This window comes from Caulobacter sp. S45 (assembly GCF_009765965.1).
Taxonomy (GTDB): domain Bacteria; phylum Pseudomonadota; class Alphaproteobacteria; order Caulobacterales; family Caulobacteraceae; genus CAHJWH01.
On record NZ_LMUL01000014.1, the window covers coordinates 631,464 to 646,382 of the forward strand.

At 69.0% G+C, this 14,919-nt stretch carries 9 protein-coding genes; 3 read left to right on the forward strand and 6 right to left on the reverse strand.

All coding sequences use genetic code 11. The features are described from left to right. Positions 1-10 precede the first annotated feature (10 nt). Positions 11-823, reverse strand: coding sequence for a 3'(2'),5'-bisphosphate nucleotidase CysQ (gene cysQ / locus GSQ87_RS10035; protein ID WP_216839198.1), 813 nt, complete (start codon positions 821-823; stop codon positions 11-13). A 75-nt stretch (positions 824-898) separates the two neighbouring features. Further along, the gene (locus GSQ87_RS10040; protein WP_158915316.1) at positions 899-3,556 is read right to left on the reverse strand and encodes an EAL domain-containing protein; all 2,658 of its coding nucleotides are present in this window, start codon (positions 3,554-3,556) and stop codon (positions 899-901) included. A gap of 432 nt (positions 3,557-3,988) precedes the next feature. Between GSQ87_RS10040 and GSQ87_RS10045 the strand changes: the two genes are divergently transcribed. After that, positions 3,989-4,549, forward strand: a complete 561-nt coding sequence (locus GSQ87_RS10045; RefSeq protein WP_158915317.1) for an HNH endonuclease — start codon at positions 3,989-3,991, stop codon at positions 4,547-4,549. 57 nt (positions 4,550-4,606) lie between these two features. Here GSQ87_RS10045 and GSQ87_RS10050 read toward each other — a convergent pair whose 3' ends face one another. Genes GSQ87_RS10050 through GSQ87_RS10060 form a run of 3 tightly spaced genes read right to left on the reverse strand, consistent with a single transcriptional unit; the run spans position 4,607 to position 11,054 of the window. After that, positions 4,607-5,017, reverse strand: coding sequence for a hypothetical protein (locus tag GSQ87_RS10050; RefSeq protein ID WP_158915318.1), 411 nt, complete (start codon positions 5,015-5,017; stop codon positions 4,607-4,609). 56 nt (positions 5,018-5,073) lie between these two features. Continuing rightward, positions 5,074-9,594 carry a glutamate synthase large subunit gene (gltB, locus tag GSQ87_RS10055; RefSeq protein WP_158915319.1) on the reverse strand — a complete coding sequence of 1,507 codons (4,521 nt, stop codon included), beginning with the start codon at positions 9,592-9,594 and terminating at the stop codon, positions 5,074-5,076. Further along, positions 9,591-11,054 carry an NAD(P)-dependent oxidoreductase gene (locus GSQ87_RS10060; protein WP_158915320.1) on the reverse strand — a complete coding sequence of 488 codons (1,464 nt, stop codon included), beginning with the start codon at positions 11,052-11,054 and terminating at the stop codon, positions 9,591-9,593. The genes gltB and GSQ87_RS10060 overlap by 4 nt, the downstream gene beginning before the upstream one ends. A gap of 167 nt (positions 11,055-11,221) precedes the next feature. Between GSQ87_RS10060 and fdhD the strand changes: the two genes are divergently transcribed. Next, on the forward strand, positions 11,222-12,019 hold the full coding sequence (gene fdhD / locus GSQ87_RS10065) for a formate dehydrogenase accessory sulfurtransferase FdhD (RefSeq protein ID WP_158915321.1): 798 nt from the start codon (positions 11,222-11,224) through the stop codon (positions 12,017-12,019). Next, positions 12,016-12,597, forward strand: coding sequence for a molybdenum cofactor guanylyltransferase (locus GSQ87_RS10070; protein ID WP_158915322.1), 582 nt, complete (start codon positions 12,016-12,018; stop codon positions 12,595-12,597). Before fdhD ends, GSQ87_RS10070 begins: the two co-directional genes overlap by 4 nt. Before the next feature lie 192 nt (positions 12,598-12,789). On the opposite strand, the gene GSQ87_RS10075 is transcribed toward GSQ87_RS10070, so the two are convergent. Further along, on the reverse strand, positions 12,790-14,853 hold the full coding sequence (locus tag GSQ87_RS10075) for a S9 family peptidase (RefSeq protein WP_158915323.1): 2,064 nt from the start codon (positions 14,851-14,853) through the stop codon (positions 12,790-12,792). Between the last annotated feature and the right edge of the window lie 66 nt (positions 14,854-14,919).

Below are 14,919 nucleotides of genomic sequence, written 5' to 3' on the forward strand. Positions count from 1 at the left end.
CCGTCGCTGGTCAGTCGATGAACGGGCCGATGGGTTTGGGATCGAACGGGCCGCACGCCACGAATCCCGGATTGAAAAAGTTGGGCTTGCCGTAGGTCAGGGGCGCGCCGTCGGGGCCGAAGACCGCCCCACCCGCCGCCGACAGCACGGCGTGGCCCGCCGCGGTGTCCCATTCGCAGGTCGGCGAAGGGCGTGGGTAGAGATCCGCCTCGCCGGCCGCCACCAGGCAGAACTTCAGCGACGACCCCACCGAGACCCGGGTCTCGACCTGGAAATCCGCAAGGTAGGCGTCCGTCCCGGGCGTGCTGTGGGACTTCGAGGCCACGACGACGAGGCGTTCGCCCGGCTGGCGGACCCGGATCGGGCGTCGCGCGCCCTCGCCCTGCGGACCCACCTCGCTGGCCCAGGCGACCCCCGCAGCCACGTCGGCGGCGTACATGGCCCCACGCGCCGGCGCATAGACAACGCCAAGGGTCGGTCGGCCGTGCTCCACTAGGGCGACATTGACGGTGAAGTCACCGCGCCGCAGCACGAACTCCTTGGTGCCGTCGAGCGGGTCGACCAGGAAGAACGCCTCCGCGACATCGGGTATGCGGCCCGCGGCGCATTCCTCTTCGGCCACCACGACGACGCCCGGCGCCAGTTTCGCCAGCGCCCGCAACAGGATCGCCTCGGCGGCGGTGTCGGCTTCGGTCACAGGCGAGGTGTCCGATTTCACACTGACCGCGAAGTCGGAGCTGTAGATCGCCAGAATCGCCCTTCCCGCCTCCTGCGACGCCTCGACCAGGCCCTCGAGCAAGGCCTTGCGATCAAGCTCGCCCATCGCTGCTCCGTTTGTCTGCATCGACGCGGCTTGTGTCACGGCTGAAGCCGGCAGGCGAGCCGCTTCGAGACCCGCTCACGCCCGCTCGAGGCGTTCCTTGCGCGAGAGCATGAAGGCCAGTTCGTCCACCGAGACCGGCTTGCCGAACAGATAGCCCTGCATGGCATGGACGCCGGCGACCTTGAGGAACTTGCGCTGGGTCTCGGTCTCCACCCCTTCGGCGATGACCTTCATGCCGAGCGCCCGGCCGATGCTGACCACGGCGTGGACGATGGTGGCGGCCTGCATGTCGCGCGAGCAGTCGGTAATGAATTCGCGGTCGATCTTCAGCTTGTCGAACGGATAGCGCCGCAAGTGCCCGAGGCTGGAGTGGCCGGCGCCGAAGTCGTCCAGCGCAACCTTCAGGCCGAGTTCGCGCAGGCGGTCGATGTTGCGGCGCACGGCGACTTCGTTCTGGAGGATGGCGGTTTCGGTGATCTCGACCTCCAGGCGGCGAGGATCGTATCCGTGGCGTTCGATCAGCCCGACGATGCGATCCACGAAATCCGGTTCCCCGAACTCGATCGCCGACGCATTGAAGGCGACCTGCAGCCCCCGCAGATAACGGGTCTCGGCCAACAGCCGGTCGACCACCCAATTGGTGATCCGCGAGATCAGACCGTAACGCTCGGCCACGGGGATAAACATGGCGGGGCTGATCGGGCCCCTGACCGGATGGGTCCAGCGGAGCAAGGCCTCCACCCCCACGATCCGCTCTCCGTCGCGATCCACCTGGGGCTGGTAAACGAGGCTCATCTCCTCCTCGGCGAGCCCCTTCTCCATCTCGGCCAGCAGTTCGGCGTCGGCCGCCGGAATGGCGGAGGCCGGCTCGGCCCGGGCCGCTGGCGTGGCCGCCACGCTCGCATGGGCCACGGTCGCGCTCAGCAGGCTCTGAAGCTCGGCCAGGTCCAGGGCTGTGGGCGCCGTCCCGTTGCGGGCGGCCGTTTCGATGTCCTCAGCCAACTCCGCTACAGCGGTGGCCCCGATATTGAAACTCATGGATTTCAGCGCATGCGCCGCCTTGGCGCATCCCTCGGCGTCGCCCTGCGAGGCCGCGTCCATCAACTTGACCACGCTGTCCGGCGCATTCTCGCGATACAGGCCGTAGACGCGCGACACGAACTCGGTGCGCCCATCCGCCGCCATGGCTTCCAGTTGGGCCGCCACTTGGGGGTCGACCAATCGCGCCCGCACCTGGGCGGTGCGCACCGGCGCCAGGCCAGACGCGCCGCCGAACGCCGGCGTCTTCCCGATATCGGCGCTGGGATCGTTCAACAATTCGCCCGCCTGGACCTGGCGCAACAGGGCCGCGAGGTCGCCTCGGCGGAAGGGCTGGATCAGCACCGCCTGGGCGTAACCGGCGCGCTGCAGATCGTGAGGCGCGGCGTCGCCGTAGATCCCGATGCAGATGGTCGGCACGGCGTCCTGCACCTGACGCCTCAGCGAAGCCGGGTCGGCGATCCGGAGGGCGGCGCGATCGCCCGAGGCGGACGCCACCGAATAACCCGCGCGCGTCAGATACCGCGACAGCGCGCGGCGGCTCGACATCCCTTGCACCGCGAGATGGACCCGCGCGCCGGCCTTGGGCCCCTCGGGCCAGGGAGGGGCTGGCTCCAACACCTCGGCCGGCAGGCGGAAGGCGAAGGTGGAGCCCCGCCCGACCTCGCTGTTGACCGACAGGCGACCGCCCATGGCGTCCACCAGCCGCTTGCAGTTGGCCAGGCCCAGCCCCGCCCTACCGAACACCGCGTTGATCCTGTCCTTTGGAACCCCGACCCCGGTGTCATGCACGCAGATACGCACGCCGGCCGTCTCGTCGGGTTCGACCTCGATCAGGACGCCGCCGGTCTCGGTAAGCTTGATGGCGTTGTTGAGCAGGACGCCGATCACCTGGCGCAGACGCACCGGATCGGCCGCCAGGCGCGCAGGAACGGCCGGATCGACATAGGCCGCCAGATCGAGGCCCTTGGCCTTCGCCCGCTCCCAGAACAGCGTGCAGACATCCTCAACCAACTCGGCAAGGTCCAGGGGGGCCGGGGTCAGATCGACCTTGCCGTCTTCGATAAGAGAAGCCTCGAGCAGATCGTCGATACTCGCCAGCAGGCTGGAGCCGGATTTAGCGATGACCTGGGCCAGGCGGCGCTCGCGGACGGGCAACTGGCCCAGGGCCAGCATCTCCGCCATCGCCACGACACCGGTCATGGGCGCACGAATCTCATCACCCACGCTGGCCAAGGCGGCGGATCTGGCGTCCTTGGCCAGGCGAAGGTCCGAGGAGATCGAAGCGACCTCGTCTTCAAGGCCCGCCACATGCGCGGCGATGGAGACGTCGCGAGCGCGAATCTCGCCCAGCATGCGGTTCACGCCGTCGACGAGATCGCCGATCTCGCCCCCCGCAGCCACCTCGTCAGGACCACGGAGCAACTCGCCCGCCTTACGCTCCGCCATGGAGCGGGTCAGGGCGACGATCGGACCCGTGATCGTCCGCTGCATACGCCAGGCGACCGCGAGACCCAACATCAAGGCCAGGATGGCGGCGACAAGGCTGGCGGCGAGGCTCGCCGCCAGGGACCCCGGGGCCGCGCCGACGTGTCCGATCAGGATCAGCACGCCAGGAACGAGGGCGACCGCGACGCCTACGGAAACGATCACCAGGGCGGCCAGCTTTTCGCGTACGGTGCGGGGGCGCGCCAATCTGCGCTCCTCCGCACGCCTACGCGGCGCTGCCGCCATCCATCACACCCCTGATCGAGCACCCGTCCGAAGACACGCGCGCGGCCTGCGCCGCAATCCTACATTTCCGAGTTACCCGTGATTAATGACCGTCGCCTTAAGAGGCGCACGGCCGGCTCTCCAGCATTTGGGGCCGAGGTCGGGCTTCAGACGCCTCATCAATACTGATTAGGCCCTGCCCAGGAGGTTTCCCCGCCCGCGCGTCGACATCCAGCCGTCCCGACCGCGCCGCCTCGATCAATAAGCTCACGCTGTCATAGAGATGTCGCCGGGAATCGCTTAAGGCTTGACGTATCCGGGGAAGCGGAGTGACTCCCCGGTCGATATCGACGGAGGCCTGTCTTCAGCCAAGCAGTCGTTTCGAGCGTAGAACGGGGTGGTGCGGGGGCGTCGATGCACGTCCTCAAGCGGCCGCCGTCAGGTTGGCCGGCCTTGGTGCTCAACGCCGATTTCCGGCCGCTGTCCTATTACCCTCTGTCGCTGTGGCCGTGGCAGGAAGTGGTGAAGTCGGTCTTCCTGGACCGCGTGGACGTGGTGGCGACCTATGATCAGGTGGTCCGCTCGCCCTCGTTCGAGATGCGCCTGCCCAGCGTGGTGGCGCTGAAGAGCTACATCGCCCAGGACCGCGCGCCGGCCTTCACCCGCTTCAACCTGTTCCTGCGCGACGCCTTCAGCTGCCAGTATTGCGGGTCGAGCGAGGACCTCACCTTCGACCATGTGATCCCACGCTCGCGCGGCGGTCGGACCAATTGGGAAAACATCGTCACCGCCTGCGCGCCCTGCAATCTGCGCAAAGGCGGTCGCACGCCGCGAGAGGCGTCCATGATCCCGGGCCGCCCAGCCAAGCGGCCCAGCATGTTCGAACTCCAGGAACTCGGACGACGCTTCCCGCCCAACTTCCTGCACGTGAGCTGGCTGGACTACCTGTACTGGGACATCGAGCTGGAAGCTTAGCTCGGCGCTTCCGCAACCCTCATGCGCCCAACATGGCGCGCATAAGAGCGTTCGCCTCTAATACAGCCCGGTCGGGGGCGGCGGCGCGGGCGGCGTAGTGGGATTGGGCGGGGCCGGGACCGGCGTCACGGCGGCCACGCTCGGCGGCGCGGCGGGTCCATGATCGTCGCTGTCGTCGTTGTCGTCGCTATCGTCCTTGGCGACCGCCGTATGCTTCGGGTGCAGGGCCGACTGCAGCTCCTCCTGCGCGATCTTGCGGATGAAGGCCTCGTCCGGGGCCGCGTTGACCGCCTCGGGAATCGGGCTGGCGGTCTTGGCGGCCAGGGTGGGCGTGGCGTTTCCCGCGCTCTGACCACCGCCGCCCGGCGCCGCCGACGCCCGGCTATAGCCGAGATACGAGCCAAGGACGGCCGCGACCACGAGGGTGAAGGCGGCGAGCCAAACCGTGCTTCTGGACATGCTGGTCATGGGGCCAGTCTACCTTTCTCCGGGCCTGACCGGAAGCCTCAGGCGCCGATCAAGCTTCAGGCCCCGATCTTGAGGCTCGCCGCCTGGCGATGGGACAGCATGTCCTTGGGCGTCACCCGCACGAAGTGCGTCCGCGCGCTCGTCCAGCTTTCCAGCAGCTCCTGCGCGCGGGGCGATCCGGTGGCGGCGAGATGGGCCTCGATCAACGCCTTCACCGCCGGCTCGTCCTGCGGTTCGAGCGCACCGACCGTCACGCTGTCGGAGTTGATCCGGGTGGTGAACAGCCGGTCATGGTCGTAGACGAACGCCTCCCCGCCAGTCATGCCTGCAGCGAAGTTCTGGCCGGTGATCCCCAGGATCACCACCAGCCCGCCGGTCATGTACTCGCAGCCGTGCGCGCCGCAGCCCTCCGCCACCGCCGAGGCGCCGGAGTTGCGCACCGCGAAGCGCTCGCCGGCGCTCCCGGCCACAAACAGCCGGCCCGAGGTCGCGCCGTACAGGCAGGTGTTGCCCACCAGGGCGTCGGCGCCGGGGTTCACCCCATAGCGCGGCGGCCGAATGGTGATGGTCCCGCCCGACAGCCCCTTGCCGACATAGTCGTTGGCCTCGCCCTTCAGGTCGATGCGCAGCCCCTTCACCGCAAAGGCCCCCAGGCTCTGGCCGGCCGAACCGCGCAGCTCGAGCCGCAGATGGTCCTCCTGCAGCGAGGAGCCGAACTTGCGCACGATGGCCGACGAGGTCCGTGCGCCGATGGTGCGCATGGTGTTGGCCACCGAATAGGTGAGCTGCATCTTCTCGCCGCGCGCCAGCAGCGGCTCGGCGTCGGCGATGATCTGGGCGTCGAGCGTGTCTTCGGGCAGCGCCTGATAGAGGCTGACCCCGTACGGCTCGCGCGCGGCCCCCTCCACCTTCACCAGCAGCGGGTTCAGGTCCAGGTCGTCCAGATAGGCCTCGCCCCGGCTGAACTGACTGAGCAGTTCGGTGCGGCCGATGATGTCGTCGAGCTTGGTGAAGCCCAACTCGGCCAGGATCTCGCGCACCTCCTCGGCGATGTGGGTGAACAGGTTGATCACCTTCTCGGGCGTGCCGGTGAACTTGGCGCGCAGCTTCTCGTCCTGGGTGCAGACCCCGACCGGGCAGGTGTTGGAATGGCACTGGCGCACCATCAGGCAGCCCACCGCGATCAGCGAGGCGGTGCCGATGCCGAACTCCTCGGCCCCCAGCATGGCGGCGATCACCACGTCGCGGCCGGTGCGGATCAGCCCGTCGGTGCGTAGCCGCACCCGATGGCGCAGCCCGTTCAGGGTCAGCACCTGGTGGGCCTCGGCCAAGCCGATCTCCCAGGGACAGCCGGCCTGCTTGATCGAGCTCTGCGGCGAAGCGCCGGTGCCGCCGACATTGCCGGCGACCAAGATCACGTCGGCCTTGGCCTTGGCCACGCCGGCCGCAATCGCCCCGATGCCGGACATGGAGACCAGCTTCACGGTGATCTTGGCGTCGGGATTGATCTGCTTCAGGTCGTAGATGAGCTGGGCCAGGTCCTCGATCGAGTAGATGTCGTGGTGCGGCGGCGGCGAGATCAGCCCCACGCCGGGCGTGGAGTGGCGCATCCGGGCGATGAACTCGGTGACCTTGAACGGCGGCAGCTGGCCGCCCTCGCCGGGCTTGGCGCCCTGGGCCACCTTGATCTCGATCTCGCGACACTGGTTTAGGTATTCGGCGGTGACGCCGAAGCGGCCCGAGGCGATCTGCTTGACCGCCGAGTTGGCGTTGTCGCCGTTGCTGCGGCGCTGGTAGCGGGCCGGGTCCTCCCCGCCCTCGCCCGAGACCGAGCGGGCGCCGATCCGGTTCATGGCGATGTTCAGCGTCTCGTGCGCTTCCGGCGACAGGGCGCCCAGCGACATGCCCGGCGTGACGAAGCGCTTGCGGATGCCGTTGACGCTCTCCACCCCCTCCATCGGCGCGGGCTTGCGGTCGGAGCGGAAGGCCAGCAGGTCGCGCAGCGAGATCGGGGCGACCTCGCGCGTCATCTTCGAATAGGCCTTGAAGCTCTTGAAATCGCCCGTGTTGCAGGCGTGCTGCAGCTTGTGGATCAGCGCCGCCTCGTAGGCGTGCTTCTCGCCCGAAGCGCGCACCTTGTAGAAGCCGCCGATGGGGATGGCCGCTTGAGGCGGAGCCCAGGCCATCGCCCGCTCCTCCAGCATCCGGGACTCCAGGCCCGCCAGGCCCATGCCGGAGATGCGCGAGGTCATGCCCGGGAAATACTCGGCCACCAGCGCCCGCGACAGGCCCACGGCCTCGAACTCATAGGCGCCGCGATAGGAGGAGATGACCGAAATCCCCTTCTTGGCCAGTATCTTGAGCAGACCGGCTTCGATGGCGTGCTTGAAGTTCAGCACCACGTCGCGCAGCGACTTGCCAGGGTAGAAGCCGTGCTCCAGCCGGTCCTGGATGGTCTCCTGGGCCAGGTAGGCGTTCACCGCCGTGGCGCCCACGCCGATCATCACCGCGTGCTGATGACTGTCGAACACACCGGCCGAACGGACCAGGATAGAGACGTAGGAGCGCAGGCCCTCGTCCACCAGCCGGGCATGCACACCGCCGGTGGCCAGGATCATCGGCAATGGGATGCGTTCGCCGTCGCTCTTCTCGTCGGTCAGCACGATCTGGGCCGCGCCGCCGCGGATGGCGTGCACCGCCTCGTTGCGGATGCGGTCCAGGGCGGCGCGCAGGGCGTCGCCCGGACGGGCCTCGGGCGCCGGAACCGGCATGGTGCAGTCGATGATGACCACCTTGCTCTGGCCGAACACACCCAGCATCCGCTCGTACATGCCGGTGGTCAGCACCGGGCTGTCGAGCACGAACACCTCGGTCTGGGCCTCGTCCTGGGCCAGGATGTTGCCGAGGTTCTTGAACCGGGTCTTCAGACTCATCCCCGCCCCTTCGCGCAGCGGGTCGATCGGCGGGTTGGTCACCTGGGCGAAGTGCTGGCGGAAGAAGTCGCTCAGCGGGCGCGGGCGCGAGGACAGCACCGCCAGAGGGCTGTCGTCGCCCATCGAGCCGATGGCCTCCTTGCCGTCGAGCGCCATGGCGTCGACGATCATCTCGATCTGCTCGAGCGTCATGCCGGCGGCGGCCTGGCGGCGGGCCAGGGCCTCGCCCTGGAAGCGGCGAGGCTCGGGACCGGGACCGACCATGGCCTCCAGGTCGACCATGTTCTCCAGCCAGCGGGTGAACGGGTGGGCGCCGGCCAGCTCGTCCATCAGCTCGACCTCGCCGAACAGCCGGCCGGCCTGCAGATCGACGGCGATCATGCGGCCGGGCGAGACGTGCATCCGGCGCATGATCCGGTCGTCGCCGACGCCGGTCATCCCGGCCTCCGAGCCCACGATCAGCAGGCCGTCCACGGTCTCGGTGACGCGGAGCGGGCGCAGGCCGTTGCGATCCTTGCCGGCCACGACCCAGCGGCCGTCGGTGGCGCAGACCGCCGCCGGTCCGTCCCAGGGCTCCATCACCGCATTGCAATAGGCGTAGAGCGCCTTGTGCTCCTCGCTCATGCCGCTGCCGGCCGCGTCCGAGGACCAGGCTTCCGGGATCAGCAGGGCCTTGACCATCGGCGCCGGACGCCCCGCGCGCACCAGCATCTCGTAGACGTTGTCGAGCGCGGCGGAGTCCGAGCCCCCCGGCTGCACCACCGGCTTGACGATGTCGCCGTGCTCGCCAAAGGCGTCCGCCGCCATGCGGATCTCGTGGCTGCGCATCCAGTTGATGTTGCCGCGCACGGTGTTGATCTCGCCGTTGTGGGCGAGCATCCGGAATGGCTGGGCCAGCCGCCATTCGGGGAAGGTGTTGGTCGAGTAGCGGGCGTGGAAGATGGCCACCGCCGCCTCGAAGCGTGGGTCGCACAGGTCACGGTAGAAGGCGTCGACATCGCCGCAGCGGAACATGCCCTTATAGATCAGCGCCTTGGCCGACAGCGAGCAGATGTAGAAGCCCGGCAGCTTGGCCTGCTCCACCCGCTGTTCGATCCGGCGACGGCACAGGTACAGGGCGCGTTCCAGCGCCTCCCCGTCCAGCCCCTCGGGCGGGGCCAGCATGATCTGCTCGATCTCGGGGCGCACGGCGGCGGCGCGCTCGCCCAGCACCGAGGAGTCGATCGGCGCCTGACGCCAGCCGTAGATGTAGAAACCGAAGCGCAGCACCTCGCTCTCGACGATGGTGCGAGCCAGCTCCTGGCCGCCGATATCGGTGCGCGGCAGGAAGATCATCCCGACCGCGATCGGGCCGGGCCGCAGCTTATGGCCGATGCGGGCGACGTGCTCGGCGAAGAAGGCCTGGGGCACGCTGACCATGACCCCGGCGCCGTCGCCGGTCTTGCCGTCGGCGTCCACCGCGCCCCGGTGCCAGACCGCCTTCAGCGCGGCGATGGCCAGCTCGACCACCTCGCGGCGCGGCTTGCCGTCAATGGCGCAGACCAGGCCCACGCCGCAGGCGTCGCGCTCGGAGGCGGGGTCGTAGGCGTGGCCCGCGATCAGGTGTTCGCGGTTGGCGAGGTATTGTTCGACGTCGTGGCTCATGCCGCCACCTCTTGCAGTTCGGCGTCGCGGAGCGACTGTTCGGCGGTCTTGCCGCGGATATGACGGTCGATGGCGAGAGCCGCGTCCTGGCCGTCCTTCACCGCCCATACGACCAGCGAGGCGCCGCGCACGATATCTCCGCCGGCGAAAACGCCCGGAAGGGTGGTCATGGCGTCCTCGTCCACGGCGATGGTGCCGTAGCGGCTGACGCGCAGTTCGGGCGCGCCGAACAGGGTGGGCAGGTCCTCGGGCTCGAAGCCCAGCGCCTCGATCACCAGCTGGGCCGGCACGTCGAACTCCTCGCCGGGCGCCTCCTCGACCGAGCGGCGGCCGCTCATGTCCGGCGCGCTGAGCCGCATGCGCACGGCGCGCACGTGGTCGACGATCTGGGCGTCGCCATGGATGGCCTTGGGGGCGGCCAGCCATTCGAAGCGCACGCCTTCTTCCTCGGCATGGGTCACTTCCCGGTGCGAGCCCGGCATGTTGCCCCGGTCGCGCCGGTACAGGCAGGTGACCGAGCGGGCGCCCTGGCGCACGGCGGTGCGCACGCAGTCCATGGCGGTGTCGCCGCCGCCGACCACCACCACGTCCTTGCCGTCGGCGTTTAGCCGGCCGCTGTCGAACTCGGGCACGGCGTCGCCGAAGCCGAGGCGGTTGGAGGCGATCAGGTAGTCCAGCGCCCGCACCACGCTGTCGGAGCCCACGCCCGGCCCGGTCAGGCGGCGCGCATTGTAGACCCCGGTGGCGATGAACACCGCGTCGTGGCGCTCGCGAAGCTCTTCCAGCGTGGCGTCGCGGCCGACCTCGAAGTCCTGCACGAAGGTCACGCCGCTGTCGGCCAGGCGCTGGGTGCGACGCGCGACCACCGGCTTCTCCAGCTTGAAGCCGGGGATGCCGTAGGTGAGCAGGCCGCCGGCCCGGTCGTAGCGGTCGTAGATGGTCACCTGGTAGCCGAACCGACGCAGCCAGTCGGCCGCCGCGATCCCGCCCGGCCCGGCGCCGATGATCCCCACGGACTGGGTCTTCTCTTCCGAGGGAACGATAGGCTCGATCCAGCCCTGTTCCCAGGCGGTGTCGCTGATGTGACGTTCGACGGCGCCGATGGTGACGCTCTCCCAGCCAGCCTGCTCCAGCACGCAGGCGCCTTCGCACAGGCGGTCCTGCGGACAGATGCGACCGCAGATCTCGGGCAGCGCGCTGGTGGCCTCGGAAAGCTTCCACGCTTCCTGCATGCGCCCGTCGGCGGCCAGGCGCAGCCAGTCGGGGATGTTGTTCTGCAGCGGGCAGCCGGTCTGGCAGAACGGCACGCCGCACTGGGAGCAGCGCGAGGACTGCTTGCCGCCCTGGGGCGCAGTGAAGCCGGCGTAAATCTCGGAGAAGTCGCGCGCACGTTCGCTCACGGCCCGCTTATTGGGGCTATGCTGAACGACAGTGACGAACTCGGACATGCGTTGGGTCATGACGGCCTCGCGCGCGAAAAGATTATGATCTGCGAACCGGCGAGAAATAGGGGAAATTTTCCCCATGCAAAGCAATTTTGCGGGAGCGGTTGGAATGACTTGCCGCGGCAAACCGTCTTGACGCGGAACTTACCCCGAAAAGCGCATCTTCAGGATGGGGTGCGGTAGTGGACGGCGCAACCCCCTCGCCCCGGCTGCGGTGGCGCGACGGGCAGGCCTCGCCGGGTCAGCGGGACATCCCCGACGAGACCCCGGTCGCCCTTATCTACGATGCTTCCACCTATGCGGTGATGATGGCCACCCCGCTCGACCTGGAAGACTTCGCCCTCGGGCTCAGCCTGACCGAGGGCGTGATCGGGTCGGCCTCCGACATCCAGGATATCGAGGTGGTGCAGGGCGAACTGGGGGTCGAGGTGCGGATGTGGCTGGCCCCCGGCCACCGCGAGGCGCTGGCGACCCGACGGCGGCGGCTGGCGGGTCCAACCGGCTGCGGCCTCTGCGGCATCGACAGTCTGGCGGAGGCGGCCAGGACGCCGCCAAGGGTTTCCGGCGATCTGCAGATGTCGCCGGAGGATATCCTGAGAGCGATGGCTGCGCTCTCGCCAGCCCAGACGCTGGGCGAACGCACACGGGCTGTCCATGCCGCAGCCTTCTGGCGGCCGGATACGGGCCTCGTAGCGCTGCGTGAGGACGTCGGGCGGCACAATGCGCTCGACAAGCTGGCCGGGGCCTTGGCGCGGAGCGGACAGGCCGGGCGCGAGGGCGCGGTGCTGCTGACCAGCCGGGTGTCGGTGGAGATGGTGCAGAAGACCGCCGTCATCGGCGCCCCGATCCTGATTGCGGTGTCGGCGCCCACCGCCTTCGCGGTGCGCACGGCGGAGGCGGCGGGACTGACCCTGGTGGCGGTCGCGCGCCCGGACGGGTTCGAGGTCTTCACCCACCCCGAGCGGATCGTCCTGTCGTGATCTATGGCGTCATCCTGGCGGGCGGGCGGTCGAGTCGGTTCGGGCGCGAGAAGGCGGCGGCCGAGATCGACGGCCAAGCCATGCTGGCCCGCATCGCCGGCGTCCTGACGCCACACGTCTGCGCCCTAGCCATCAACGCGCCGCCGGACCGCTGGGCCGCCCACTTCGCCCTGGAGCACGGCCTTGTCCTGCTGCCCGACGCGCCGGGCGATCCAAACGGGCCGCTATCGGGGGTGAAGGCGGGGTTGGCGTGGGCGTCGGACGGGGGGGCAAACCTGCTGGTCACGGCGCCCTGCGACACACCCTTCCTGCCGGACGGCCTGGTCTCCCGGCTGGTGGACGCCCTGACCCTTGGCGCGGGGGCTGCGGTGGCGCGCACCGTGTCGGGGCTGCAGCCGCTATGCGCAGTATGGCGGTGCGAGAGCTTGGACGTCGTACGGACCGCCCTGGCCCAGGGCGAGCATCCGGCGATCCGCGCGGTGCTGGGGTCAGTGGATGCGGTCGAGGTCGCGTTCGAAGACGCCGCCGCCTTCGACAACATCAATACGCCGGAGGATTATGCGCGGGTTGGGGGTTGAGTAGTATTCCCTGCTCCATCCCCCTCGAAGGGGGAGGGTCGGGCTGGGGTGCGCCACTACGGCCTAAGGAAAACCCTACGAGGCTCCGCGCCTCCAGCGCCCTCCCCAACGTAGCCTGATCCACCCCCATCCCTGCCCTTCCTCCTTCGAGGGGGAAGGCGGAGTTCATCCTGTATCGGTCGCGAAACGAGGCTAGCGCCCCGCCGCCCCGTCCGTCCGGTAGCGGGCGAACCAGGCCAGGATAGCGGCGGCCTCCGCCCCCTCCTGCGACGGCCGCTCGGCCAGGGCTTCGTGCGAGGCGCCGGGCACCCGGATCATGGCGGTGGGCACGCCGCGCAGTTGCAGGGCGTCGAAGAACTGCTCGGCCTCGCTCGGCGGGGTGCGGTGGTCCTCCTCGCCGACCATCAACATGGTGGGGGTGGTGACATTGCCGACCAGAGACAGGGGCGACCGCCGCCAATAATACTGGGGGTCCTCCCACGGCATCTTGCCGAACCAATACTTGGCCATGAAGGTGTAGCCGTCCACGGTCAGCACTTCGCTGGTCCAGTTGATCACCGGCTTTTGCGCCACCGCCGCCTTGAAGCGGTTGGTCTTGCCGACGATCCAGGCGGTCAGGAGGCCGCCGCCCGAGCCGCCGGTGACGAACAGGTTGTTGGGGTCGACCGAGCCCTTGGCGATCACGGCGTCCACCGTGCTCATCAGGTCGTCGTAGTCCTGGCTGGGATAGTTGTCGTTGATCAGGTTGGCGAACTCGTCGCCATACGAGGTCGAGCCGCGCGGGTTGGCGTAGACCACGACATAGCCGGCCGAGGCGTAGAGCTGCAGCTCAGAGGCGAAGTTGGGTCCGTAGGCGGAGAACGGGCCGCCGTGGATCTCCATGATCATCGGGTACTTGTGCGACGGGTCGAAGCCCGGCGGGGTCATCACCCAGGCGTCGACGGGCCGTTTGTCGTAGCTGGAGGTCACGGTCATGTGCTCGACCTTGGCCAGGGTCTTGCCGGCGAACAGGTCGGTGTTCAGGGCGGTCAGGCGCTTGGGCGAGCCCCCGGCGCGCACCACCGCGATGTCGGTGGGATGGGCGGCGTCGCCGAGCGTGAAGGCCACCGTCCCGTTGTCGGCGACCGTGTAGGCGCCGCCGTTATAGGGCCGGTCGAGCTCGGACCCGCCGAGCCCCTCGGCCACGGTCTGGATATGGCCGTCCAGACCGATGCGGCCCACCTTGGTCACGCCATGGTCGGCGTAGCTGAAGAACAGGCTGCGGCCGTCGGCGGCCCAGTGCGGGCGCTCGATCGCCCGGTCGAACCCGTCGGTCAGCGACTTGGGCGTCCCGTCCTTGAGGTCCATGACGTAGAGCCGCGCGTTCTCGTAGCCGCGCTGCTTGTCGTCGAAGCCGACCCAGGCGATCCGCTTGCCGTCCGGCGACACCGCCGGCGCCCGGTCTGGGCCGGCACGGTGGGTCAAGGCCGTCACCGTCCCGTCGGCGATGTTGAACTGGTACACCTCCGAGTTCATCGGGTTCAGCTCCCAGTTCTTCTCCCGCTGGCCGTCGAAGATCAGGCTGCGGCCGTCCGGGGTGAAGGAGATCGGGCCGCCATCGTCGAACTCGCCGAAGGTGAGCTGCTGGGGCTGGCCGCCCTCGGCGGAGACGATGAACAGGTGGTCGTAGCCGGGCTTCAGGTAGCCTTCGTTGTCCTCGCGGTAGTGGACGCGGGTGATGATCTTCAGCGGCTCGGCCCACTTGGCGCCCTCGGGCTTGGGGACGGATGAGCCCAGGCGCACCGGTTCGCTGGCGACCAGCATGGTGAAGGCGATCTGCGAGCCGTCCGGCGACCAGGCGATGTCGCCCGGCGCTTCCGGCAGGCTGGTCACGCGCGCGGTCGCCCCGGTGGCCATCCAGCGCACGAACAGCTGCGGCCGCCCGTCCTCGCCGGCGGAGACATAGGCCAGGCGCTTACCATCCGGCGACCAGCGCGGGCGGGACTGGGAGGTGGTGTTGCTGGCCAGCGGCTGCTGGGCGCCGGTGGCGACGTCCACCAGCCAGATCGAACGGCGCGCCCGGTCGGTCATGATGTCATAGCTGGTGCGCGCATAGGCGACCATGCCGCCGTCGGGGCGGATCTGCGGGTCGGCCGCATATTCCAGGGCGAACAGGTCCTTGGCCTGGAACGTCCGCGACGGGCCGCTCGCCGTCTGCGCGAAACTCGGCCCGGACAACGCTGCAGCCATAGCCGCCGCTGCAAACAACAGACGCATCAAAACCGCCCCTTTATGCGAAGTCGGTCACCCTAGCTCAGCCATTGGACGGGACAAGGCGTCGCG

Coding starts and splice junctions, on each gene's coding strand:
- cysQ (WP_216839198.1), bottom strand. CDS start 823: ATGGGCGAGCTTGATCGCAAGGCCTTGCTCGAGGGCCTGGTCGAGGCG.
- GSQ87_RS10045 (WP_158915317.1), top strand. CDS start 3,989: ATGCACGTCCTCAAGCGGCCGCCGTCAGGTTGGCCGGCCTTGGTGCTC.
- GSQ87_RS10050 (WP_158915318.1), bottom strand. CDS start 5,017: ATGACCAGCATGTCCAGAAGCACGGTTTGGCTCGCCGCCTTCACCCTC.
- GSQ87_RS10075 (WP_158915323.1), bottom strand. CDS start 14,853: ATGCGTCTGTTGTTTGCAGCGGCGGCTATGGCTGCAGCGTTGTCCGGG.
- gltB (WP_158915319.1), bottom strand. CDS start 9,594: ATGAGCCACGACGTCGAACAATACCTCGCCAACCGCGAACACCTGATC.
- GSQ87_RS10060 (WP_158915320.1), bottom strand. CDS start 11,054: ATGACCCAACGCATGTCCGAGTTCGTCACTGTCGTTCAGCATAGCCCC.